Annotated in this window: 20 protein-coding genes and 2 pseudogenes; 17 read left to right on the forward strand and 5 right to left on the reverse strand. The window is 51.9% G+C overall.

Going from position 1 to position 23609, the window contains the following annotated elements; genetic code table 11:
- Window positions 1-383, reverse strand: a pseudogene (locus tag AC1DWB_RS16700) (DNA topoisomerase III); the annotation flags it as partial.
- Between AC1DWB_RS16700 and AC1DWB_RS16705 the strand changes: the two are divergent.
- On the forward strand, window positions 361-1095 hold the full coding sequence (locus tag AC1DWB_RS16705) for a phosphoadenosine phosphosulfate reductase domain-containing protein (protein ID WP_477542211.1): 735 nt from the start codon (window positions 361-363) through the stop codon (window positions 1093-1095). The pseudogene AC1DWB_RS16700 and the gene AC1DWB_RS16705 overlap by 23 nt on opposite strands.
- Before the next feature lie 439 nt (window positions 1096-1534).
- Here the strand turns inward: AC1DWB_RS16705 and AC1DWB_RS16710 are convergent, their stop codons facing one another.
- Window positions 1535-3787 carry a helix-turn-helix domain-containing protein gene (locus AC1DWB_RS16710; RefSeq protein ID WP_477542212.1) on the reverse strand — a complete coding sequence of 751 codons (2253 nt, stop codon included), beginning with the start codon at window positions 3785-3787 and terminating at the stop codon, window positions 1535-1537.
- Between the two features lie 309 nt (window positions 3788-4096).
- Here AC1DWB_RS16710 and AC1DWB_RS16715 point away from each other — a divergent pair, with 309 nt between their 5' ends.
- The 10 genes from AC1DWB_RS16715 to AC1DWB_RS16760 all read left to right on the forward strand — a co-directional run bounded on the left by AC1DWB_RS16715 (window position 4097) and on the right by AC1DWB_RS16760 (window position 13443).
- Window positions 4097-5920 carry a right-handed parallel beta-helix repeat-containing protein gene (locus AC1DWB_RS16715; protein ID WP_477542213.1) on the forward strand — a complete coding sequence of 608 codons (1824 nt, stop codon included), beginning with the start codon at window positions 4097-4099 and terminating at the stop codon, window positions 5918-5920.
- 36 nt (window positions 5921-5956) lie between these two features.
- A complete protein-coding gene (locus AC1DWB_RS16720) occupies window positions 5957-7615 on the forward strand; it encodes an extracellular solute-binding protein (RefSeq protein WP_477542214.1) in 1659 nt (552 codons plus the stop codon).
- Window positions 7616-7760: 145 nt separating this feature from the next.
- Window positions 7761-8618 (forward strand): ABC transporter permease, encoded by an 858-nt coding sequence (locus AC1DWB_RS16725; protein WP_477542246.1) that lies wholly within the window; start codon window positions 7761-7763, stop codon window positions 8616-8618.
- A gap of 49 nt (window positions 8619-8667) precedes the next feature.
- Window positions 8668-9552: a carbohydrate ABC transporter permease gene (locus AC1DWB_RS16730; RefSeq protein WP_477542215.1), complete on the forward strand. Its 885-nt coding sequence runs from the start codon at window positions 8668-8670 to the stop codon at window positions 9550-9552.
- A gap of 130 nt (window positions 9553-9682) precedes the next feature.
- Window positions 9683-10909 carry a Gfo/Idh/MocA family protein gene (locus AC1DWB_RS16735; protein ID WP_477542216.1) on the forward strand — a complete coding sequence of 409 codons (1227 nt, stop codon included), beginning with the start codon at window positions 9683-9685 and terminating at the stop codon, window positions 10907-10909.
- Between the two features lie 30 nt (window positions 10910-10939).
- Window positions 10940-11209, forward strand: a complete 270-nt coding sequence (locus AC1DWB_RS16740) for a Gfo/Idh/MocA family protein (protein ID WP_477542217.1) — start codon at window positions 10940-10942, stop codon at window positions 11207-11209.
- The gene (locus tag AC1DWB_RS16745) at window positions 11206-11943 is read left to right on the forward strand and encodes a Gfo/Idh/MocA family protein (protein WP_477542218.1); all 738 of its coding nucleotides are present in this window, start codon (window positions 11206-11208) and stop codon (window positions 11941-11943) included. The genes AC1DWB_RS16740 and AC1DWB_RS16745 overlap by 4 nt, the downstream gene beginning before the upstream one ends.
- 23 nt (window positions 11944-11966) lie before the next feature.
- Window positions 11967-12170, forward strand: a complete 204-nt coding sequence (locus AC1DWB_RS16750) for an SGNH/GDSL hydrolase family protein (RefSeq protein WP_477542219.1) — start codon at window positions 11967-11969, stop codon at window positions 12168-12170.
- Window positions 12152-12619 (forward strand): SGNH/GDSL hydrolase family protein, encoded by a 468-nt coding sequence (locus AC1DWB_RS16755; protein WP_477542247.1) that lies wholly within the window; start codon window positions 12152-12154, stop codon window positions 12617-12619. Before AC1DWB_RS16750 ends, AC1DWB_RS16755 begins: the two co-directional genes overlap by 19 nt.
- A 350-nt stretch (window positions 12620-12969) precedes the next feature.
- Entirely contained in the window at window positions 12970-13443 is a 474-nt protein-coding gene (locus AC1DWB_RS16760) for a DinB family protein (RefSeq protein ID WP_477542220.1), read from the forward strand.
- Window positions 13444-14213: 770 nt separating this feature from the next.
- Here the strand turns inward: AC1DWB_RS16760 and AC1DWB_RS16765 are convergent.
- A complete protein-coding gene (locus tag AC1DWB_RS16765; RefSeq protein ID WP_477542221.1) occupies window positions 14214-15224 on the reverse strand; it encodes a LacI family DNA-binding transcriptional regulator in 1011 nt (336 codons plus the stop codon).
- Window positions 15225-15882: 658 nt separating this feature from the next.
- Between AC1DWB_RS16765 and AC1DWB_RS16770 the strand changes: the two genes are divergently transcribed.
- Window positions 15883-17217, forward strand: a complete 1335-nt coding sequence (locus tag AC1DWB_RS16770) for an ABC transporter substrate-binding protein (protein WP_477542222.1) — start codon at window positions 15883-15885, stop codon at window positions 17215-17217.
- Window positions 17218-17306: 89 nt separating this feature from the next.
- Here the strand turns inward: AC1DWB_RS16770 and AC1DWB_RS16775 are convergent, their stop codons facing one another.
- Window positions 17307-17603: a hypothetical protein gene (locus AC1DWB_RS16775; RefSeq protein WP_477542223.1), complete on the reverse strand. Its 297-nt coding sequence runs from the start codon at window positions 17601-17603 to the stop codon at window positions 17307-17309.
- A 306-nt stretch (window positions 17604-17909) separates the two neighbouring features.
- Between AC1DWB_RS16775 and AC1DWB_RS16780 the strand changes: the two genes are divergently transcribed.
- The 3 genes from AC1DWB_RS16780 to AC1DWB_RS16790 all read left to right on the forward strand — a co-directional run bounded on the left by AC1DWB_RS16780 (window position 17910) and on the right by AC1DWB_RS16790 (window position 21162).
- Window positions 17910-18926, forward strand: a complete 1017-nt coding sequence (locus AC1DWB_RS16780) for a sialidase family protein (RefSeq protein ID WP_477542224.1) — start codon at window positions 17910-17912, stop codon at window positions 18924-18926.
- A 211-nt stretch (window positions 18927-19137) separates the two neighbouring features.
- On the forward strand, window positions 19138-19296 hold the full coding sequence (locus AC1DWB_RS16785; protein ID WP_477542225.1) for a hypothetical protein: 159 nt from the start codon (window positions 19138-19140) through the stop codon (window positions 19294-19296).
- A 57-nt stretch (window positions 19297-19353) separates the two neighbouring features.
- Window positions 19354-21162, forward strand: a complete 1809-nt coding sequence (locus tag AC1DWB_RS16790; RefSeq protein ID WP_477542226.1) for a beta-L-arabinofuranosidase domain-containing protein — start codon at window positions 19354-19356, stop codon at window positions 21160-21162.
- A gap of 345 nt (window positions 21163-21507) precedes the next feature.
- Here the strand turns inward: AC1DWB_RS16790 and AC1DWB_RS16795 are convergent.
- Window positions 21508-22335, reverse strand: a pseudogene (locus AC1DWB_RS16795) (IS4 family transposase); the annotation flags it as partial.
- 46 nt (window positions 22336-22381) lie between these two features.
- Between AC1DWB_RS16795 and AC1DWB_RS16800 the strand changes: the two are divergent.
- Window positions 22382-22681 carry a hypothetical protein gene (locus tag AC1DWB_RS16800; protein ID WP_477542227.1) on the forward strand — a complete coding sequence of 100 codons (300 nt, stop codon included), beginning with the start codon at window positions 22382-22384 and terminating at the stop codon, window positions 22679-22681.
- 15 nt (window positions 22682-22696) lie between these two features.
- Window positions 22697-23602 (forward strand): phytanoyl-CoA dioxygenase family protein, encoded by a 906-nt coding sequence (locus AC1DWB_RS16805; RefSeq protein WP_477542228.1) that lies wholly within the window; start codon window positions 22697-22699, stop codon window positions 23600-23602.
- The last annotated feature ends 7 nt before the right edge of the window (window positions 23603-23609 follow it).

Below are 23609 nucleotides of genomic sequence, written 5' to 3' on the forward strand. Positions count from 1 at the left end.
GCGCTTCGCCGCGGCGCGTGCCCGCGCGCGAGGCGCCGCTCGCGCCCGGCGCTTCGCCGCGCTTCGCCGCGGCGCGTGCCCGCGCGCGAGGCGCCGCTCGCGCCCGGCGCTTCGCCGTCGGCGTCGCCGCTCGCCGCCTCGAAGGCGGCCTTGTCGGCCTGCGGCTGCACGCGGACCTTGTCCACGATGGACCGCGTGAACTTCTTCACGTTCTCTATGAACGTGGCATCGGACGCCTGACCGCGCGAAATCTCGTTCAGCCGGCGCTCCCACTGCCCGGTCATCTCCGGCGAAGCGAGCAGCTCCACGCCCGCGCTGCGGATGAGCTCGATCGCCGCGCGGCCCTTGCCGGTGATCAGGATGCGCTTCAGTCCGTCCGCCAATTTTAAGTGGTGTGTCGATCGCCTCAAGGTCACTCCGGGCCGCAAGGCGCTGGAACAGTTTGTTGCCGAAGGGAAGCGGGTAAGCCAGCTATTAGGTCTCCGCGAGCCGGAGTCAACCGCCCGCGCCGGCAGCATTGAACGGCATTATGCGGACGAATTTTACGGCAATCATGTGGTGAAAGGCATCCGGACGGCAGCGCCAATCCGCGCATGGTCTGCAACCGACACGATAACGTACTTGGTCCGTAATACCGCACCCTGGATGGAAACCTACGATTATGGCAATTCCCATCTGTTGAATCTCTATGGCTCTGCCATGAGCGGCGGCGGACTTGAGGAATGCCCGATCGGGGCCGCCATCCTTAGCGAGAATGAGGCCGTCCGCTCGTGTACGGGCAAAGCGGCGAGAATGGGCTGCTGGAGCTGTACCTTGGTGTCGGACGATACTTCCCTACGGAACCAGATGGAACTACATGAGGAAATACGGCCACTTTACGAAATGCGTCAGTTTTTCAAGGCCGGACAAGACATTCGGTTCTGCGCCTACACCGGTTACAAGCGGGACAATCATAACCGGCCCCGCTTCGAACCCGGATTCGGTAACTGGTCGCTTGATTTTCGGACGACACTCCTTCAGAAGATGGCGGATCTTCATATTCCGCTGCGGGATGAAGAAGTCGACGAAATCTTTCGCCAGGTGCAGAAGCGGTGAAATTCCAGAAATAATTAGATTTGCTCCAAAATTCGTTAGACGTTATGATCCAAAATCCGTTAGAAAAAGGTACTTATGCAACGGTGTGAATAAAAATGCAAACGGGTCAGGCGAATGCCAGACCCGTTCATTTTTAACCGGGAGTGGAAATGGTGAAGCCGTTGTTGAAGCGTCCGTTCATTTGTCATGATGAATCCGAAGTGGGATATCTACATAGATTAGCGGCAGCAAATCAAAGATAACATAAAGTTCTTGAACTAAAGAGCCTTGATGAGATGAAAGTGTGAGTGAAAAAGTTTTGGTGCTCTTTATTGCGGGGGTGACGAACAAATAAGAGATGGGAGAGGGGCATCGTTTCGATGATGTCGCGCCAAGTACGAACGCAACAGGTGATCGGGCGGCTGAATGGCGCAAATGGCAGACGGCGCCTGTTTCGGCCTCATTGCCTTGACTCCCGTTCCTGAAGTGCAGTTGTCCGCAACCTCCGATATTCTCCCGGTGTGACATGGGTCGCGCTGCGAAACATGCGGATGAACGAATTGGCGTTCGGGTATCCGACATTGGCGGCGACTTCGTGAATCTTCATATCGGTGCCCTCGAGCAGCTTCTTCGCCGCCATCACCCGCACTTCGTTGACGCAATGGGTAATATTTCGCCCGGTTTTCTCCTTGAAGTAGTTCCTTAAATACCCGGCGGACATGTTCAGCTTGTCGGCGATCAAGTCCAGGTATAACTCGTCGCCATAATGGGCGTTAATATACGCGAGCACAAAATCGACGATGGGGTCCCGTTCCGATTTTTTCGCTTCGATCCGCTCCGCCGCTTGTTGGGTCAATTCCTCGAAGAACGCTATATACTCCGCTTTGGACACGAACCGGTCGATCGCCTCGAAGGGCGGGTGCTCCAGCTGCAGTTTTGCGGTATCGATCTTGTTGGCCATGAGTGTCAGCAGCAGCTTCGACACAATCGAGTGCGCGAACTGGCGATATTGCAGCGCTGTCGCGCCCTGCTGGTCCAGCCGGTTCAGCGAACGGCGAATATCGTGCATCCAATTCCGCTCGTTCCCGGCGAGCAGGCTCTCGAGGAAATGCTGCTCTTCCGCCGGCGTAAGAGGATGGACGTCCGGCAGCTTCTCCGGGTCGGTGATGATTTGTACTTCGTCGTCCAGCTTCCGCTTCCGCACCATTTCAAGCGCTTCCACGTACGCATCCGTAAAATCGACCGCGTAACGCAAGCGGGGATTGGCGGCGATTGTCACGTAGTAATACGTTTTGTCCCGGTCGAACACCTTTTTAAAATAGCGCAATCGTTCCATTAGAAGGTCGGTCTGTTCATGCTCCGTATAGACGATCGCCACGATCGAATCCGCTTCGACCTGCAAGGACACCGCTTCGGGAAACGAATCGGTGATGGCGAGGTTGATGAAGTCGAGAAAGAAGGTCGACTTCTTACGCTCCGTGATCGGCGTTTGGCGGAAGCGATCCGTAACGAGAATTTGAAACATGACGAAATAAAACGGCCGATCCGTATCGAGCAGCTGCCTAACCTCGTCGCTGTTGATGTAGATTCCTTTCACCTTGTCGACATATGCGTATTTTTGCAGCAGCGAATCTTTGCGGCGCATCGTGTCAATGATTCCTTTGACGCTGTCGCTGATCTGCTTGAATTCATGAATGTTGCTGTTATGCTGGATGTCCACGCTCATCTGGCGCAGCGATTCGGCGATTTTCTGGATCGGGTGCCTGAATCTGACGCTGAGCATAATCGACAAGACCAGGCTTAAAAAGACGGACAATGCGATCAAACCGATCAGGATCGCGTTCATACGCATGATTTGGGCTTCGATCTGTTGATTCGGGGTCATGCTGACATAGGTCAGACCGGTTAGCGGCCCTTTCTGCATAAAATAATAGTTGTGGTCCAACTGCACGTAGCGGTCCGCGCCGGACAACAAATCGACGAGACGGGGGTCCGGGGCGGCTCCGGTGCGGAAATACGATTCTCCCGAATCATTCAGGATCGAAAAATGATCGTCGTTCGAAAGATGCAGATGCTGGAAAATCGCCTTCGCGTCGAGAAACGCGGCCATGTAGTGCCCCGCGAATAGCTTGCTTCTAATGATAAGCGGAAAAAAAGTTCCGGCTTCCGTTACGCTATTGTCCGGGGTCGTCGTCCGAAAAGCGGTGGCGGGGAACAATTTCAGATGGTACTCGCTTTCGAACTGCTTTTTCCAGAAATTTGCCGGATACCGATCGCTTACATAATAGCGCCCGAACATTTCTTGCTCCGTGTGCGAGCTGTTTTTATCAATAATGACGCCTTGATCGTTAAAATAAACGAACACGTTCTCGGCAAACAGATTGTAATTGCGGATGATCGTCTGGAATTCGCCGGTCAATCCATTGATCAGCGGGTAATTGTGGCTGCCCGCGTCTTTGCGGAGGAGGCCTATATCATTTTGAAAGTAGATCGTTCCGAGTACATTGTCCAGGAGCTGGAGCTGATTTTCAAAACTGCCTACGGTGTTGCTCAGGCTGGACATATTGTAGGTGACGATTTGATCGCGAATGCTGTTCGTAAAAAAGCGATACGACAAGGCGTTGAATACGAACGAGACGATGATGATCGCACCGAAGCTGAACAGCAGCTTGACGAAGAAGGAGTTTTTGTTCAGCATGTAACGTAAGATCATGGTATCTAGTCTCCCTGCGTCGTGGTTTGGTTGAAAAAATAGATATAGATTTTCATAAGTATACATCAAGGGCGCGGGCGGAAGAAATATTCCATTTCGCATACGATGCGCAAATGTGCAGGAAATCGCGGCGTCGCCCGCCGATGAAGGGGCTCTGTCGCACCCCTGCGGCAACAATGATGCGCTCGTGCATATTTTGTGCAAACATGCAGATGTTTCGGCGCATGCATGCCGTTGTATGATCATCATGCAAACGTTTGCGAGTGGCAATCTGGAAGGATATGAAGTTAAGAATGGGAGGTAGGGACAATGACGGAGATGAATACCGAGCATTCGGACAACCATCTTAGCAGACGCAAGCTGCTGGCGGCTATGGGCGCCGCGGGCGTAGGCATCGCTTCCGCTGGGCTGCTAGGAAGCGGTAGCGCCTTCGCCAGCAACAAGGCGAATGCGCTCGATCGGGCGCTCGGTCTGGAGCACCCGAATTGCTGGGCGGTTACCGTGTCGGAGTTGAGGGCGATGACCGATCCTGATGAGCATTTCCTCTATTATGTGATCGACCGCGGGAAGGAAGGGCCTTTCTACTACGATCCGGCAGATGCGACATCAACCGATAATGTGGGGACCGTGCTTGTGTCATCGGCCGGCAAGCGGTTTAAGCGGATTGTCGGCGAAGCGGTCGATGTGAAGTGGTTCGGCACGATCGGCGACGGCGCATCGCATCCGCTGTCGGAACAGTTCGCGACGCTGGAGGCGGCGAAAGCGGCGTTTCCGCATGCCAATGCGCTGACAAATGAGGTCGACTGGTGCGCGATACAGGCTGCAATCGAATATGTGAAGACTGGGGCGGCCCCGACGACGCGGGTATACATTCCGAAGGGCACGTACCTCGTCAACCAGGCGATCCGTCCGGAAGTCGACAACATCGTCGTCTCGGGGACGACCGGTTCGATCATCTCGCTGCAGTTCGATTATATCGCGCTGCTGGTCAATAAGACGACACCGCCCGCAACGAAGCCGGAACCCGTGTACAACGTAACGGTCCGGGATCTGACATTCACGGCTCCGAACGGCTTCGGGCCGAACAATGGAGGCATCGTCGCTTTCAATAACTGCATCGATCTGCTGGTCGACAATATCCGGGTCGTTGGCAATTCGGCCTTGCTCACGAGCAGACAACGGATGACGAACGGGATCGGCACTTCGCAAGGGACGAGTGGCGTGATTCGCAATTGCGTCGTGGACAGCGTCAGCAAGCCCGGCTATTATATTGCCAACGGCTCCCGTGATATCCGTGTCGAAGGCTGCGAAGCCCGCAATGTGTCCGGGCATCTCGGCTACCAGCCGGGCATGGGCGTGTCGGGCTGCGACCGGATTACATTCGTCAACTGCACCTCGCACAACAATCAGGGGGCAGGGTTGCAAATTTCGACGGACGGCATCCCGGCGCCGGGAGGAACGCCGGCCACGAACGTTCAGGTGATCGGCGGGCAATTTTACGATAACGGAGGCCACGGCATCTGGATGGGCACTAACGTTGCTGGCCAATATCCGCGCGACGTACAAATCATCGGCGCCGATACGAGCGGCAATCATCTACATGGCCTGAACATTACCGCCGGACGACGGGTCAGCATCGTCGATCATACTTCCAAAGGAAACGGCAGCAGCGGCATCCTTGTAGACAATGGGGCCAGGCTGGTATCGACGGTCGATGTGATCAATCCGAACGTGTACAACAATGCGACCGTTCTGACGATCGGCGGTGTCGTGATTCGCGGGGCAGAGCGGGTTACCATTCAGGGGGGCCGCGTCTTCGACGATCAGACAACGAAGACGCAAGATTACGGCATCGAGTTTTTCCCCGACAGTCAGAGCTTGAAACCGGCCAACATTCGCATCCTCGACGTCCAGGTATTCGGCAACGTGCATGATTACGGGCTGACGACGGTGGAGGGGGCGAATGTGGAGGCGACCAGCGGCTTTTACCGCATCCGGCATGACGGCAATCCGGAGGGCAATTTGTCGGCGCCGCCGGGATCGGAGTATACGGACGATTCGACCGGCACCAAGTATATCAAGGTCACCGGAACAGGCAATACCGGTTGGAAACAGCTTGCCGTCGTCGTTTAACGCGAGGGCGTGAGGATACATAAGGGGGAGACCACCATGAAACGAACATTTGCAATCGCTGTCAGCCTGACACTGCTGACATCGCTGATCGCGGCGGGCTGCAGCAAGAGCGGTACGGACGCGCCGGGAGCGCAGGCAACGGCGTCTGCTTCCGCAAAGACTTCGGCGGCAGGATTGCCGGCCAAGTTCGATCCGCCGGTCGAATTGAGCACCGTCCAATTCAGCTTGCCGTCGGTCAAATTTTTTAACGGCGACGATATCAACAATAATCCGTGGTCGCGGCATATCGAACAAACATTCGGCATCAAGGTGAAAACGCTATGGGCCGTCCCGGAAACGGAATACGACAAGAAGACGAATCTGATGATCTCGTCCGGAGATCTTCCCGACTTCTTCCCGGCCACGCCGCAGCAGTTCAAGCAGTTGTACGATGCAGGCATGCTTGAGGATCTGACGCAGTTGTACGCGAATACGGCGCCGGACGTCGTGAAGAAGGTCGTAGCCGACGCCGGTCCCGAGGTGACCAAGTCGGCTATGATGGACGGCAAGCTGATGGCCATCCCGTACACGGGAACGGCCAAGGAAGCGGCACCGATTCTATGGATTCGCAAAGATTGGATGGAAAAGCTGAAGCTGCCCGCCCCAAAGACGATGGACGATTTGCTGCGCATCGCGGACGCCTTCACGAATCAGGATCCGGACGGCAACGGCCAGAAGGATACGTTCGGCCTGGCGATGGATAAGGAGCTTAGCGGCATCGCCGGCATCACCAACGGGTATCATGCTTACTGGGACATCTGGATGAAGGATAGCAGCGGCAAGCTCGTGTACAGCAGCGTGCAGCCGGAGATGAAAAATGCGCTTGCCGCCCTGCAAACCATGTTCAAGGCGGGGCAGATTGATCCTGAGTTTCCGGTTAAGCCTGCGAGCAAAGTAAACGAAAGCGTCGGCGCAGGCAAAATCGGGATGATGATCGGCGTCCGCGGCTCGGCCAATTCGCCGCTTGCGACGCTGACGCCGAATCAAGAGTGGCAGGCCTACCCGATTCCTACCGTGGACGGCAAACCTGCATCGCACACGCTGCCGCTCAATATTTACAAATATTACTGGGTGGTGAAGAAAGGAACGAAGCATCCTGAAGCGCTGTTCAAGATGCTCGAATTTTGGCTGAATACGTTCTACTACAATACGTCGGAGGACGTGTTCTATAAGTTCGTCAACCCGAGCAAGGAAGACAAGTCGGCGACCTGGTCGATGGCGCCAATCCGCATCTACTTGTCCGACAACAACATCGAGAACTACCGGCAGGCGAACGCCGTGCTGAAGGGCGAAAAATCCGCCGATCAGCTCGCGCCGGACCGGCGCAATGTGTATGACCGTATCATGCAGTACAAGAACGGCGACAAAAAGCTGTGGGGCGAATACGCGCAGAACGGGCCGGACGGCTCAGCGGCGATCATCGACAAGGTGATCAAGGAAAACCGCTTTGTGGTCAACCAGTTCTATGGAACGCCTACTCAGACGATGACCGATAAAGGCGCAAATTTGGACAAAATCAAAAGCGAAACGTTCATGAAAATCATTGCCGGCAACGCGCCGATCTCGGAGTTTGACAAGTTCGTAGACGATTGGAAGAAGATCGGCGGCGATCAAATTACGAAAGAAGTCAACGACTGGTACGCCAAGCAAAAGTGAGACGCACCACGTTTGAAGCAAAACTAAACGCGGAGCGTCGGGGGGCGAGGCAAATGCGGTTGCTTTGCCCCTCCTTCCGCGTGCTGCAAGGAGGACAGCATGGGTGAAAACGAAACGTTTCGGCAGGGAGTTGCCGCTCCACTTGATGATCTTGCCCGGAGCCGCGCTGATCTTGATCTACCACTACATTCCGATGGTCGGCGTGGCGATCGCTTTTCAGAAATTTGTTCCGATCCGGGGCATTACCGGTTCTTCGTGGGTAGGCTTCGATAATTTTATTTTTGTGCTGCAGCTGCCCGATACGTTGAAGGTGGTAGCGAACACCTTGACGATCGCCGTGATGAAGATCGTTGCCGGCCTCGTCGTCCCGATCGGCATCGCGCTGCTACTGAACGAGATCGGCAGAACGGCGTTCAAGCGAACGGTGCAGACGCTGATTTATTTGCCGCATTTTTTGTCATGGACCATTTTGGCCGGTATTCTGATCGACGTCCTGTCTCCTTCGACCGGACTGGTGAATCAGGCATTGAAGTTTATCGGACTGGAACCGATCTTTTTCCTCGGGGATAACCGATGGTTTCCGTTTACTTTGGTCATTTCCAACGAGTGGAAGGAATTCGGCTTCAGCACGATCGTCTATTTGGCCGCTCTCTCCAGCATCGATCCTTCGCTTTACGAGTCCGCGGTCATTGATGGCGCAGGGCACTGGCGCCGGACATGGCATGTGACGCTGCCGGGGATCCGCCCGATCGTCGTGCTGTTGACGACGCTCAGCCTGGGTCATATTTTAAACGCCGGATTCGAGCAAGTATTCAATTTATACAGCCCGATCGTGTATGAAAGCGGCGACATTATCGATACGATGGTATACAGGATGGGTCTGATCAACGCGCAATACAGCTTCGCTACGGCAATCGGCCTGATGAAGGCGCTCGTATCGCTGATCTTGATCGCGGTCTCTTATGTGCTGGCTTATCGATTCGCCGACTATCGCATTTTTTAGCGCTTGGTTGCGCAACCATGTTTTCAGTAATCAAGGGAGAGATGTTCGCGTGGTGGATACGCCAACCTTAGGCAGACGTTTGTTTGTCGTGTTCAATTACTTCTTTATGGCGTTGCTCGCTTTTGTTTGTCTGGCTCCGCTGATTCACGTGCTGGCCGTTTCCTTCAGCTCCAGCACGGCTGTGGGGGCGGGCAGGGTGACGCTGTGGCCCGTCGAGTTTACGACCAAGGCCTACGACTTCGTCATGCAAAAGCGGGCGTTTCTCGACTCGTTTGTCGTTTCGGTGAAGCGTCTGATCTTGGGCACGTCGATCAACATGACGCTAGCCGTATTGATCGCGTTTCCGCTGGCGAAGGAGGCGTCCGCCTTCCGGTTCCGTACGGTGTATGTGTGGTTCTTCTTCGTCACGGCCTTGTTCGGCGGCGGATTGATCCCGACCTACTTGACGGTTAAGAAGACCGGGCTGATGGATACGATTTGGGCGCTAGTCTTGCCGAATGCGGTTCCCGTGTTCAGCGTGATTCTGCTGCTCAACTTTTTCCGCGGCTTGCCGAAGGAGCTGGAGGATGCCGCTTATATAGATGGCGCCGGGCATCTGCGGACGCTGTGGAGCGTGTATATCCCGCTTTCCAAGCCGGTGCTGGCTACCATCCTGCTGTTTACGATGGTCGGCCACTGGAATACGTGGTTCGACGGGTTAATTTATATGAACGATCCGAAGAATTACCCGCTGCAAAGCTATTTGCAGACCATTATCATTCAGAACGATTTTGGCGCGCTATCGGACGCCGAGATCGAAATGATGCGGAAGCTGTCCGGACCGACGGTCAAGGCGGCGCAAATTTTTCTTGCGGCACTGCCGATCATTCTCGTATATCCGTTTTTGCAACGCTTTTTCATTAAAGGCATCGTGCTTGGCAGCGTAAAAGGCTGACCGCTCGATTGCCTAAAAATTTTACCGGCTGGAGGTTCCTATCTTGGTGCACGATTTGCATGCCAATACGCGCTCCGAACATTTGTCTTCGCCCATTACCGCCGTCATCGTCGGCGCCGGGCACCGAAGCATGCTTTACGCCTCCTATGCGAACATCGCCCCCGATGCGCTGCGCATCGTCGGAGTCGTCGATCCCGATGAAGTACGGCTCAAGGAGGCCGCGGCAAGATACGGCATTCCGCCGGAGCGATGCTACCATTCGGTGGAGGCGCTGGTCGGCAGCGGGGAACGGATTGCCGATGCGGCGATCAACGGGACGATGGACCATCAGCACGTCGCGACGACCATTCCGCTGCTGCAGGCGGGGTATCATGTGCTGCTGGAGAAGCCGATCGGCACGACCGAAGCGGAAGTGTTGCAACTGCTTGAAGCTTCGACGACGTACCGCGCCACTGTGATGATCTGCCACGTTTTGCGGTATGCCCCTTTCTATGCGGAAATTCGCCGCAGGGTAGCGGACGGCGAGATCGGCGACATTCTCAATTTGCAGCTTGCCGAGCATGTCAGCTACCATCATATCGCCTCCGTCTTTGTCCGCGGCAAGTGGAATCGCAAGGACAATGGCGGATCGACCATGCTGATGCAGAAATGCTCCCACGATCTGGACTTGCTAACCTGGATGAAAAGCGGCATTGCGCCCGTGCGGGTCGCCAGCTTCGGCGGCCGCATGTTTTTCCGCGAGGAGAATGCGCCGGAGGACGCGGGACGGCGCTGCCTTGTCGATTGCCCGATTGAAGCGTCGTGCCTGTATTCCGCTCGGAAGCATTACATCGAACTAGGATTGTGGGGACCTTACGTGTGGCACGGCATCGAGTCGCTAAGTCTGACTCCGACCATCGAGCAGAAGACGGAGTCGCTGCGTACGGACAATCCGTTCGGGCGCTGCGTCTGGCACTGCGACAATACGGTCGTCGATCATCAGTCCGTACTCGTCGAATTTGCGGACGGATCGACGGCAACGTTCAATCTGGCAGGCAACGCATCGAAGCCATGCCGCTCCATCCGGCTCATCGGTACAACAGGTGAAATCGAGGGGGTGCTTGAAGACGGCTTCTTCGTCGTTCGGCATCCGGACCTTCGTTCGCGTGCTGGCTATTCGGAGGAGCGGGTCGAATTGAATGTATCCGGCGACATGCACGGCGGGGGCGATTACCGGCTGGTGGAAGATTTCCTGCAAGTGCTTCGGGGGCAAACGCCTTCCCTGTCGACGACGGTTTTGGCGGACTCGATCTATGGGCACAGGATCGGCTTCGCCGCCGATCGCGCGCTGGAGGAAGGCAAATGGATCGAATTGTAACGAAAACACGCAAGGAAGAGGGAGAGAACCATGACCCAAATTCGCATGGGCATCATCGGCTGCGGTGGTATGGCGGCAGCACATTTTAGCGGCTACAAGGAGCTTGGCGATCATACGGAGGTGACGGCGGTATGCGACATCGAGCTGGAACGCGCGCAGTCGGCGGCGAGCCTGCTCGGCATCACGACAGCCGTAACCGATTATCGTGAATTGCTGGAGCATGTCGATGCAGTGTTGATCGTGCTTCCGCACCATGGAGAAGCCGATGTGCAATACCGAGGAGCAATGCGCTCGATTTGATCCGTACGGCGGATCAGCGCGGGTTGATCCTCATGACAGCTTACCCGGTTCGTTTCTGGCCGATTATCGTGAAGCTGAAGGAGCTCGTCGATTCGAAACAATACGGCGATGTGTTCCATATTTCGATATGGACGGAACAGTTTACGAAATATCACGACGGCCATTGGGCCCATTCCACCGCAACTCTCGGGGGTGGGCAGTTTTTCAGCCATGGCTGCCATTACGTCGATCTGATGCTTTGGTTCCTGGGGCGCCCGGTGCGGGGAACGCACATGGGGACGAATTTCGGCACGCCATGGATGGAAAAAGAAGGAACAAGCGATGTTGTCATTGAATTCGAAAGCGGCGCGGTCGGCTATCATTTCGGTACATGGGGCGCGCGAGGCACCCGGCTCGGTTACAGCATTCACGTTCATTGCACGGAAGGCATGCTGGAAGCGAATTTAAAGGAATGGAAGCTATACGCGCATACGAATATCCGGGAGGAGAAGGCGAATTTGGATACCGCTTCGCGGACCAAGCTGTTGTTGGAAGCACCGCAAGGCGGGAAAAGCACGCATTATGAAATTCTGCATTTCCTCGATTGCATCCGCACCGGGAAAAGGCCGCTGGTGGACGGACCAGTAAGCCTGCAAAGCTTGCGCGTCATATGGCGGTTATACGAAGCGGAACGTAACAATAGGGTTGCCGACCTGCGCGGTTTGGGTTTTGACGAAGTCGCCACGATAAGCTGAAATGGAAGGGACATGGGGGACTTATGGTCATTGTCGGTTTTGGCGACAGTATCACAGCGGGTGTTCGGGTTGGGGAGGACGAATCGTATTTGCAGAGACTCGGGCAGCGGTTCGAATGTGCGATTCATAATGAAGGCGTAGCCGGGAACACCTCCGCGCAAGGCTTGGCGCACTGCAAACGGTACTGGAACGAAAGGCGGATATTTGCATCGTTGCGTTCGGGATGAACGATCACGTTATGGAAGCGGTCCATTATCCGAGGGTGGACGTGCCTACTTTCCGCCAAAACTTGATTGAGATATGCCGTGCGCTGACCGCAGGCAGAGCAACTCCGATTCTATGTACGATCCATCCTATTATCGAGGGAGTACCTGAATCGTATTACTATGCCAGAAGCCCGCGGGAATGGTATGAAGCAAGCGGGGGAGCGCAAGCGCGGATCGACATGTACAGCCGTACGATCCGCGACGTTGCCGAAGCGTGCGGTGTTGCGCTTGCCGACATTGCGCTGGCTTGGGCGGCTCGTCTGGCAAATGGCGGAAGCTTGCATGATCTGTTGCTTACCGTGGAGAACAGCGGCAAAGACGACGGTGTCCATCCTTCGCCGGAAGGTCATCGCGTGTATGAGGTGTGTATTGCGGAGACGATCGAACGGGCGCTCCGTCATTGTCCGTAAAGGGCTGGGCTAATGATTTTTGCCGACCAGTACAGCGGGATTTATGCCGAACATGTAGCCCAAGTATTTATTACATTGATTCGCTGTATATTTATGCAGTAAATGAATATTCATTAAATATCGCCCTAAAACTAATTCTAACGAATTCTGCAACAAACCACCTATTGTGATGTTATGCAGAGATATTTCTAACGAATTTTGAAACAACAAAAACGGAGCCGCGCGGGGTTTGCGTGCTCCGTTTTCTAATTAATTCTGGAATATCACACGCTATTAGAAATGACAAAAGAATGAAGCCACTGAAGGAGCCAACAACCTTAATCGAAGCAAGTCCACTAGGAGAGATGACTATGGATTCCTATTTGTTCAGACAGATGAACTTTGTAAGAGAACAGACGTTGAAACAGCTGCAAGTCGTGACGGAAGAAACGGCAGACCGGATTCCCGAGGGCTTCCGCAATTCGATCCGGTGGAACGCCGGACACGTCTATGTTGTGCTGGAACGGTATGCCTTCCTCTATACCGGGCTACCGCTACACATGCCGGAAGGGTTCAAGGAGCAGTTCGAGTTCAATACGTCGCCATTGACGCGGCCTCAGGGTGTTCGGGTTCCGACACTTCCCGAGCTGGAGCAACTGCTGAGTGAGCAGTTGGAGCGCATTCACCAGGCATTGGCCCATCGCCTCTCGGAACGACTCGCGAATCCGTATACGACGTCGACCGGTATGACGCTGGAGACACCGGAGCAGTTCCTCAGCTTCAACCTGTTCCATGAAGGCATGCACATGAGCGTCATTAAGCTTTATAAGAAGCTGCTGGCTTAGGGAGTGGCAATATCTCGACCGTCCGGTCCTTAAGGGAACCGGACGGTCTTTTTTGAATAATAGCCAGAAAATATAAGTTTTTGGGGTTCTGGGGCTGTCCGCTTAGTTGCTTGCTTGAAGGATGCAATAAAGCTCGAATGAGTTGAATAAAAAGGGTTCAGTCGTGATTAGGGAAGTTGGTACTATGCAAAAGCAATTGTTGTTGAGTTCATTCGCACGAATCCTGCAAAAGTACAGGATTTTGGTCCGTTTGCATCCGAATGCTCCATATTGTTGCGAAAGTGCAGCTTTTTAGCTGTGGTTCGGGCGAAATCGAGATTTTGTCGATAAAATCCTGTACATTCGCATTTGCAGGAATCCATTAGCTTTGGACAGGGAGGGAGCGAAAATCCTGCACTATTGACTATTGCAGCATTTCGGAATTCGAAGAGGCCACATGGAAGACGTAACTCCATGAAGGAAGGAAGAACAAGAGAGGGCAGGTAGATGGAGTGGAGAAGCGTCAACGGGTCGCCTTTGAACTTGAATGCTCACCATTAAACTTAACCCCTCCACCTGCCCACCCCCACGCGCTAACTGAATTCATCTTCCAAGGACCGTCCGGTAATTCCGGATGGTAAAGCTTTCATCGTTCTGTGTCAGAAAGCAACCCTCTGCCAAAACATTTGGAACTCGCCGATTATAACGAGTTCCTTTTTTAATTTTATTAGACAATAACAATCAAAAGACATCAAGCTAGAAGCGGCATGGGAAGGGGATCCAGGCCGCTTCTAATGTCTGGAGGAATTGCGAATAATCATCGAAGACTCGAATAATTGGGCGGTGGGGGCGAGGATCTTGCGGGACATTAAATCAACCAGCATGTTCACACATGCTTGCGCCATTTCATTGACCGGCAGATGCACGGTTGTCAAGGAAGGAACGGAAAACTCGGAGACGGGATCGTCGTCATACCCTACGACCTCCACGCGCTCCGGAACTGGAATGCCTCGCTCGTGCAACGCGTGCAGCGCACCGACGGCCATTCCATCGCTTAGGCAGAATAGGGCGCCGGGCGCATCCGTTTCATCGAAGATGTCGGAAGCGGCTTGGTATCCCCCTTTCTCCGAAATATCCGCAAACTTGATAAATTTTTCATATACCTGAATCCCATTGTCCCTGCACCCTTCCAAAAATCCTTCCATTCGTAGGCGAATAGCGGAAGACGATATATGGGGTGAGATCACGCTCGCTTGCCGGTGTCCGTGCTCGGCGAACAATTTTGCAACGCTCCGCCCGTTGGCATAACTGTCTACATTGACGGAGCAATATTTGGAGGAGTAGCGTTGGTGCAAGACGAGTGGCACTTTTATATCGGCTTCTTCCAAATAACGTTCATCCTCTTCCGTAGGGAGCGCTATGATCGCTCCGTTGAATCGAGTTCCCGTAACCAGGCTTTTCACACTGCTCAGGCGGGATCCGACATAGGGCTGAATCATTAATTCATACTCGTCATCTAAACTGCCGATCGCCTGTTGAATTCCGTCCAGAAAACGGCCGATCAGCTGGGACCGGGGATCGGTCGTCCAGAACAACGCGATGATGGGGGCTACCGTTTCCCCGCCGCTGCGCAGTCGCCTGGCTGAGATGTTCGGACGGTAATCCAGTTGGTTCGCGGCTTCCAAAATTCTATGCTGGGTGGCGGCAGAAATCCGGAATTGGTCCCCTTTGCCGTTTAATACTTGGGAAGCGGTGCCTTTCGAAACTTTGGCGAGCGCCGCAATTTCCTTAATGCTGGCCATTCAATTCACCTCAATTCCCATTATAGCGCAAATCGGCATGGAAGCGTCAAGTTTGTCGATCGTGAAATACTCCTTGATTTTGGAAACCCGTTATGTTTTAATAAAATTGAAAAAACGTTATAGCAAAACGTTTTTTCTAAAAATGAAATAAGGGAGTGTACCGATTTCATGCAGTTGGACGATTAATGCTGCGGACTCTTACACAGTTAGATGTCCGCTGCCGGCTGACATGGTTCCATTTGGAGCGCAGTTCAGAACTGCCGCAATATTGTAGATAGGACGGTCGGTTCTGGCTGACGAGTCAGGTGAAGTTAATAATTCGGTACGGGAAAGGGGGAGAGTGAAAGAAGCGATCATTCGAAAATTGTAAGCGATTGCATATGGATTTATACTAGCTGTTCAAGATCACGGTAGAAGGGGAACATATTTGGTGGCGAAAAGCGATTGAAGGTTGAAAGGCTGATTTCAGTCCGTTTATAAAACGGCTGGCTTATGGATCATCTTGAGAGGCGTAAGAACGATGTAAGAATGGAATCCGTAAGCCAGTCCATCTACCAGTGAACATCGATACTGGGGAAGCTCTCTTGTGGAGCGCAGGAATAGACTCCGTTCCCAAGCCGTTGGCATTGGAAATCCAATCAAATTGAGGAGTGGTAACATGAAGCGACATGTCAATCAGAAATCGAGAATGATGGTGTTGATTACGCTGATCCTAATTGTGGCCGTGTTCGCTGCTGGCTGCAATACGGCCAAAGGCGGCGATACATCGAATGGGGAAGGCGATGCAGTCTCCAACAATAAGAAACCTGCCCCCGATATGCAGCCGGTGACTTTGAATATTCTTAACCAGCGCCCCGAGGTCTCGAACAATTGGGACACCTTGCTGGCGGGACCGCTGCAGAAGAAGTATCCGTATATCACGGTGAAAGAAATAAAATCGAATCTGGCGGACGCAATCGCGGCCGGGATCCCGATCGATCTTTACATTACTCCGGAAGTCGATATGGGCGATTACATCCAGAAGGACCTGGCGGAAGATATCGAACCGCTAATGAAAATGAACGGCATGAAGATTGACCAGATCGAACCCACAACCATCCAGACCGTGAGAAACCATTCTGCCGCCAAAAAGCTGTTTGCCCTTCCGTTTTATTTACAGTTTACCGCGCTTTATTATAACAAAGATATTTTCGATAAATTTGCCGCTCCATACCCGAAGGACGGAATGACGTGGGACGATGCGATCCAGTTGGCGAAGAAAGTAAGCGGTACGCTTGGCGGAGGAGACCATATCTACGGGTTGAAGCCCGATCAGGTTCAGCGCTGGGCCGATCCGTTCGGTATTACACCCGTAGACCCAGCAACCAACAAAGCGTCCGTAAACAATGCAAAGTACCGCCGAGTGTTCGACCTGTCCAAGCAGCTTTTCTCCATTCCCGGCAATACGCCAAAGACAGCCCAAGAGGTGAATGCTTCCGTTTTGGATTTGTTCATAAAGGATCAAAAGCTCGCGATGTACTTCGGGGTTAATCGGTTTCCCTTTTTGCAGTCGTCGGATGTCAATTGGGACATGGTGCAATCGCCTTATTTTCCCGATCTCCCGAATATCGGCGGAATCGTAGACAGCTTCGTCATCGGAATGTCCAAAACAAGCAAGCATAAAGACGCCGCCTTCAAGGTGGTGGAAACGCTGCTGTCCGACGAGGTCCAATTGTACTCCGCCAGATCATTGGGTTACGTTTCGCCGCTCGTCAATCCGCAAATGAAAGAGCAGTTCGGAGCGGACATGGCGATGTTAAAAGGGAAACATGTCGAAGCGATTTTCAAGAGCAAAATCGTACCTCACGATGCGTACAGCCTTTATCGCAACGAAGCTCATAAAATTTTATTCGAGGAGCACGGCCAATTTATTATGGGCGAGCAGGACGTCAACACTGCTTTAAGGAAAGCGGAAGAGAGGATCAACCAAAAAATGAGCGATCTGGTTCATTAAAAAGGGATAGCGGCTGCAAGGGGCGGACCCAGACAAGGAATGGCGTGTTCAGCCTTTGGTAGGAAGCTTCGTGATCAGGAGCGTTTCGGCTAGAGACTCATGTTGAAGGAACGTCCATCGACTGTGATGCCGATTAATCTCGGATGGGTCGGGATCGGTTCGAAGTCGTATGTGCCGAAGCCGTAGAAGCAGTTATTCCGGATCTTATGCGTGGCGTCTTCGTAAACGGTGGTTTTTTTGATTGAACAGTCGTAAAAGCCCATGCCGGCCGGGAAATCGTGATTGTTCAGCGCATCGAAAATGATGCCGGTGCTGCTGCCATTGTAGCAATTGAAATGGCAGCGGTAAAACAAGATGAAAGCTTGGGGGCGGTGGTGCTGAAGCATGATCGCGATCGGACATTATAATTCCTCCCTCGAACCTGGGATTTGCAGTTAGCGCCGTTCGGCTCCTCTAAGTGTTCCGGCGATTCCATCATAGGTCAGCCCTGCCGCAACCGGCAACGTGTCATTTTTTTACTTGATTATCTTTTGTTTACCCGTGTGGAAAGAGGAAAAAAAAGACGAAGATTTTTTTACAAATATGGTTGCATTTGAAAAATAGCTGTGCTTTAATGAATTTGAAAAAACGTTATAGCATAACGATTTTTCAAAACGTTTTTTCTAAAAATCGACTATTGGGGTGTATGGGTCATGCAATGTGAATTGGAGCAGAGGGAACTTGTATTTACCGATCAACGTCCGTTTGCCAGTTGCCATGCTTCTAGTCTGATCGTTCTTCGAAACGGCGACCTTCTCGTAACCTGGTTTGGCGGCTCTGTAGAAGGAGCGGACGATGTTGCAATCTGGCTGTCCCGCCGAAGCGAAGGAGGGTGGTCGGAACCGGTCAAGATCGCGGATGAGGAGTCTACGCCTCATTGGAACCCGGTATTGTTTGAAAGCGATAACAACATCTGGCTGTTCTACAAGTCGGGCAGAGTGATCAAAAATTGGTGGACGATGGTAAGGTTCTCCGCGGACGAAGGCCATACTTGGAGCGAGCCGAAACTGTTGGTGGAAGGAGATGTAGGAGGAAGGGGACCGGACAAAAATAAGCCGATCAAGATGGCGAACGGGACCTGGGTGGCACCGAACGCCAATGAAGGACTGGAATGGGACGCATACGTCGATTTGTCGTACGACGGAGGGACAACATGGCAATGCAGCGACATCGTGCCTCTGGACCGCGAACCTACGGCACCGCTCATTGCCGACGGGCCGCTGCCTCCCGTTCCGGCAACTTCTTTCCAAGGAAAAGGCATCATCCAGCCGACGTTATGGGAGTCCCGGCCCGGTCATCTGCATATGCTTCTGCGCAGCTCAATGCGGTTTATTTATCGCAGCGATTCTACCGATGGCGGCAAGACGTGGTGCAAGGCGTATCCGACCGAGATACCGAACAACAACAGCGGCATCGACCTCGCCAAGCTGGATAGCGGTACCTTGATTCTAGCCTGCAATCCTGTAGGGGCGAATTGGGGGGCGAGAAGCCCGTTGGCATTATATGCATCCCGAAACAACGGCTCGACCTGGGAACGGATTTTCGTATTGGAAGACACTCCGGGCGAATATTCGTACCCGGCGGTCGTTTCGAAGGGCAATGATGTGTGGGTGAGTTATTCGTGGAGAAGGGAAAACGTGTGCGTGTGTAGACTGACGGTAGCAGATTAAGAACCTGAATAACCATGAGGAGTCGAATCACCATGTCAAGAAGACGGCAGCTTGCATCTGTCAGCGATTCTGTACCGACGCACACCGGCGATCAACGTATATGATGCGGTAACGTGGAGCTCCGTGTCCCCTTTATCGCATCAATYGGTCCTTGCAGGGGGAAATCCCGTGAAGTTTATCAATTTTCAGAGAAAAAGAGAGGCGGAATGCCGTGGAGGAAAAAGATAGACGTTTTTATGATGAAAACGGTTATGTGGTCATCAAGCAAGTTGTTAAGGACGAGGAACTCGATCCGGTTCGCGAAGAGAACAAGAGAGTAGTCGACCGCAAAATCAATGAGTTATATAAGCAAGGACTCATTAGTAAATAAGTATTTATTTATGAAGTACTAATGATTAATTACAGTTACAAGAGAGAGGTTAAGCTTATGAAAGCGGTATTAGATGCAGGACAGTCCATTGTGCGGTTAGAAGGTTTTCTGCAAGACAGATTGAATGCGAATCTGGAGCAATGGCTGCTGCCTGTAATTTCAGCAAATCCAGCGATGATTGAAATGTTTCGTTTGCGTGACCGGCTTCCGCGAATAGAACTTGTTTCCTGGTATGGTGAGTTTCCCGGTAAATATATGACTTCAGCTGTACAAGCCTGGAAGCTGACAAACGATGGAAGGCTGAAGCAAACAATAGACGACTTGGTGGATGATTTGGCACAGGTTCAGGATTCCGACGGCTATCTGGGACCTCATCCTTATGAAGAAAGATTGACAGGACAAAGAGAAGACGCTTTCAAGCTGTGGGAAATATGGGGCCATTATCATATTATGCTGGGACTTAATCTATGGCATGAAGCAGCCGGTAATGAAACGGCGTGGAAGGTATGTATTAAAGCAGCAGACCATTTATGCGATGCTTTTCTCTCAGGTGGGAAGAAGATTATCGATGCAGGCTGGTCGGAGATGAATACGGCAGCCCATCACATTTATGCCATTCTTTATAAAAAGACGGGAATTGAAAGATATCTGCAGATGACGGACTTGATCGAGAAGTGTTGGGAGCATGAGGAAGGTGGGGATTATTTGCGGGACAGTTTAGCGGGGAAACCTTTCTTCGAGTTGCGAAAACCACGCTGGGAAAGCTTGCATGCGATTCAGGGTATGGCCGAGAAATATTGGTTGACAGGCAGTGATTCCTATCGTCAGGCATACGAGCAAATTTGGACTACTATAGCACAATATGACCGTCATAACACAGGTGGATTCAGTACAGCGGAGCAAGCCTGCGGAAATCCATATGCTGAGGGAGCCATTGAAACCTGCTGTACAATTGCATGGATGGCCTTGACGATCGACATGCTGCGTCTCACCGGAGAGTCGAGGATTGCAGATGAATTAGAGCTAAGTGCATTTAATGGTATGCTCGGCGCCCAACATCCATCCGGAAGATGGTGGACTTACAATACACCGATGAATGGTGTAAAGAAAGCATCAGCCCATGAAATTGTATTTCAAGCCATACAAGGAAGCCCGGAATTGAATTGCTGCTCTGTGAACGGACCAAGAGGCATCGGAATGTTTGCTGAATGGTCATTTATGCAGTCAGACAACGGGTTTGCCGTCAATTATTACGGTCCATCTCGTTTAAGCGGCATAACCAAAGCGGATCAACAGCTAGCGATTATTCAGGAAACGGAATATCCGCTAAATGGCAGTGTAAAGCTGACGATTCAAATTAGCAATCCGGAGACTTTTGAGCTCATGCTGCGAATTCCTCAGTGGTCGGTAAACACGCGTGTATTGGTTAATGGTGCTGCTGTGAAACAAATCATGCCAGGGTACTATTTGACCCTTTCTCATGAATGGAAGGACGGTGATAATATCGAGCTATCCCTCGATTTATCATTGCACTATTGGCATGGAGAAAAGGATAAGGAGGGGCTTACCTCGCTATATCGTGGACCGATTCTGCTTACGTATGATCAACGCTTTAATCAAAAAGACTTGCAGGAAATTCCTACAGTGAGACTCAATAGCGTGTTAAGTAACCCAGTTGCATGGCAAGGAAGACAGCCACCATGGCTGCTTGTAGAAGCCAAAGGAACGAATGGAGAACCCGTGTATTTGTGCGATTTTGCCAGTGCCGGCATGAGCGGTTCACATTACGCGACTTGGTTGGCAATCGCAGATAATAATACACTCGTATCCAGACAGGGTACCGAACCAGCTTGGATTGCTAGATAAACATTTTTAAAAAGCCCTCTCATTGCCGATTTGTTTCTGATTTTACACGTAATGCAGCCATTGATTTGAATAGCCCTTCCGGTAGCTAGACTGGGCTACGCCGCGAATATGCCGAGCATTGGGTGCTTTATTGGGCTGACCTTATTTTCAGATCGATGCAATACTCTACAGGAAATACAGTTATGCTCGAGGCGCTGAAGAGAACGGTGAACACGGCGATTACTTACGATCAGGATGTAAACGGACATATTTCGGGTATACATTCAGATATGCAGCCTTATAATTATGCCAACGTCTCGGAAATGCGATGTTATGGTTCCCATAGCAGCGGCTGGTTATATTAACTCAAACTTCGCAGCTTGAAATAGACAGGTAAGCCTTGAGATAACTGGGCAAACCGGCGATCCATTGTTGTAGTTGACTATTAATCAACTTTGAGAGTTTTTTGCTGGTCATAGTTGCCACCTCATGGATCTAATCAAGCAGTTGCTGTAAAGCTACCACCCAATCCATGGTGCAAACCTCATCGCATAACAAGTAAAATAAACCGCCAAGTGTACTTTAATCGGTGCTTTTCCGATGTTGCCACGCAAGCAGAATGTATCGGGAAAATACAAGGGTCGTATGACTAACGAGCAAATCTTAGGAGAGACCTTGAAACTCCTTTTGCAGGCGTAGCAGGGATTTAGCACACTTAAAGAAGACCTCAATATCCCAACGCATGGAGTAGATACGGATGACTTCCTCGAACATCAAGGTCAGGTCGGTTGAGAGAATCGCCAACCCTTCCTTCTTCTTCGAGCGATGCCGGATAAATACTACGAGGACAGCAATGCCTCGAGCCAATTCCGTCTGGACGGAACGAAGAATGTCGGACTTCTTTCCTTCTACTCGCGGAACCGCTACATACAATTCCTTCAGGTTCAGGCGATTTCCGTTCACGAGGTACCACTTGTTGTCATTTTTAATCATACCAATGACATGAAGCCCTCGGTTCAGGACTTCTATAATAAGCGGTGCATGGGTAAACCAATTGTCCATTAAAGCATAAGAGGCAGAGGCACCGGCGGCTATGGCATGATCAATCATTGACGCAATCACCTTCGGAGCAGGAAGTAGCACTTCTTCACAGCGTTTATAGCCAAGGGTACGTTTGTCGATGCCATCTGTAACCATGGCAATGAAGAACCGCTAATCTGGCTTGAGGGAATGTTCCCTGATGGAGATCATGACAGGAAGTACGAATCGCTTTGGCGTCATGTGGACCAATGGGAACACCCGCAGTGGCGCAAGTGGTCGGCTGCTGCGAATCATGCTGGACATGGAGGCGGCGATTTTCTTCGCGCTCGAAGAATTCTCCTCGGCGATTCTGGAGAAGAGGAAACCGGCGATAGATGTTTACGATGCGGTAACTTGGAGTTCGGTATCTCCTTTGTCGCATCAATCAGTCCTTGCGGGAGGAAATCCCGTGAAGTTTGTCGACTTTATGAGGAAAAAAGAAAATAGCACGATTGGCTGAGGGAGATGTGATGCTATGGAAGAAAAATATAGGCGTTTTTATGATGAGAATGGTTATGTGGTGATCAAGCAAGTTGTTAAGGACGAGGAACTCGATCCGGTTCGCGAAGAGATCAAGAAAGTAGTCGACCGCAAAATCAATGAGTTATATCAGCAAGGACTCATTACGAACAAGCTGGAAGAGCTGCCTGTAAGCACGCGCTGGTCGGAGATTAATAAACAATATCCGTCAAAAGAACAAATGTGGGTAAGGCAACTATTCTCCAAAGCCATCTATGATCTGGGCATTTATCCTCCTATCCTCGATGTTGTTGAAGCGCTTATCGGGAACGAGATTAGGTTTAATGGCGATTTTCATGTGCGTCCGAAAATCCCGCATCATGAACTAACTACGGTGCCTTGGCACCAAGATGCTTATTATTATGGAGGAAAGGAAGCGGGGAATCCCGATTATCCGATCATAAGCGTATGGATCCCGTTGATTGACGTTGACGAACATAACGGTTGTTTACAGTTTGTTCCCGGCAGCCACAAATGGGGGTTTTCCCCCGAGTTAAATCAAAAACTGCCAGGCGTAGGTGAACAATCGGATGTTTCAGGCCATGAATTGGATCATCAAGGGATCAGCTTACTCATGGACAAGGGGGATATGGTTGTCTTTGATAAATTTACGTTCCATCGCTCGTTGCCCAATCTATCGAATGAAATCCGCTGGAATGTCGATTTGCGCTATAGTCCGGCCGATCAATCCTTTGACTGGAGCAGGCTGGGAGAAGAAATCGATGTGAAATATCCCTCATGCATCGTTCGCAGCCATTCCTCTCCGGACAGGGTGTCGGATTGGGAGCGGTACTACAACAAATTTTTGCTAACCTGTGATCGATATGATGAGAACGGAGTATCTAAAGTATCCACGACGTAGGTTGCAA

Source organism: Paenibacillus sp. P4_E11, from assembly GCF_056401635.1.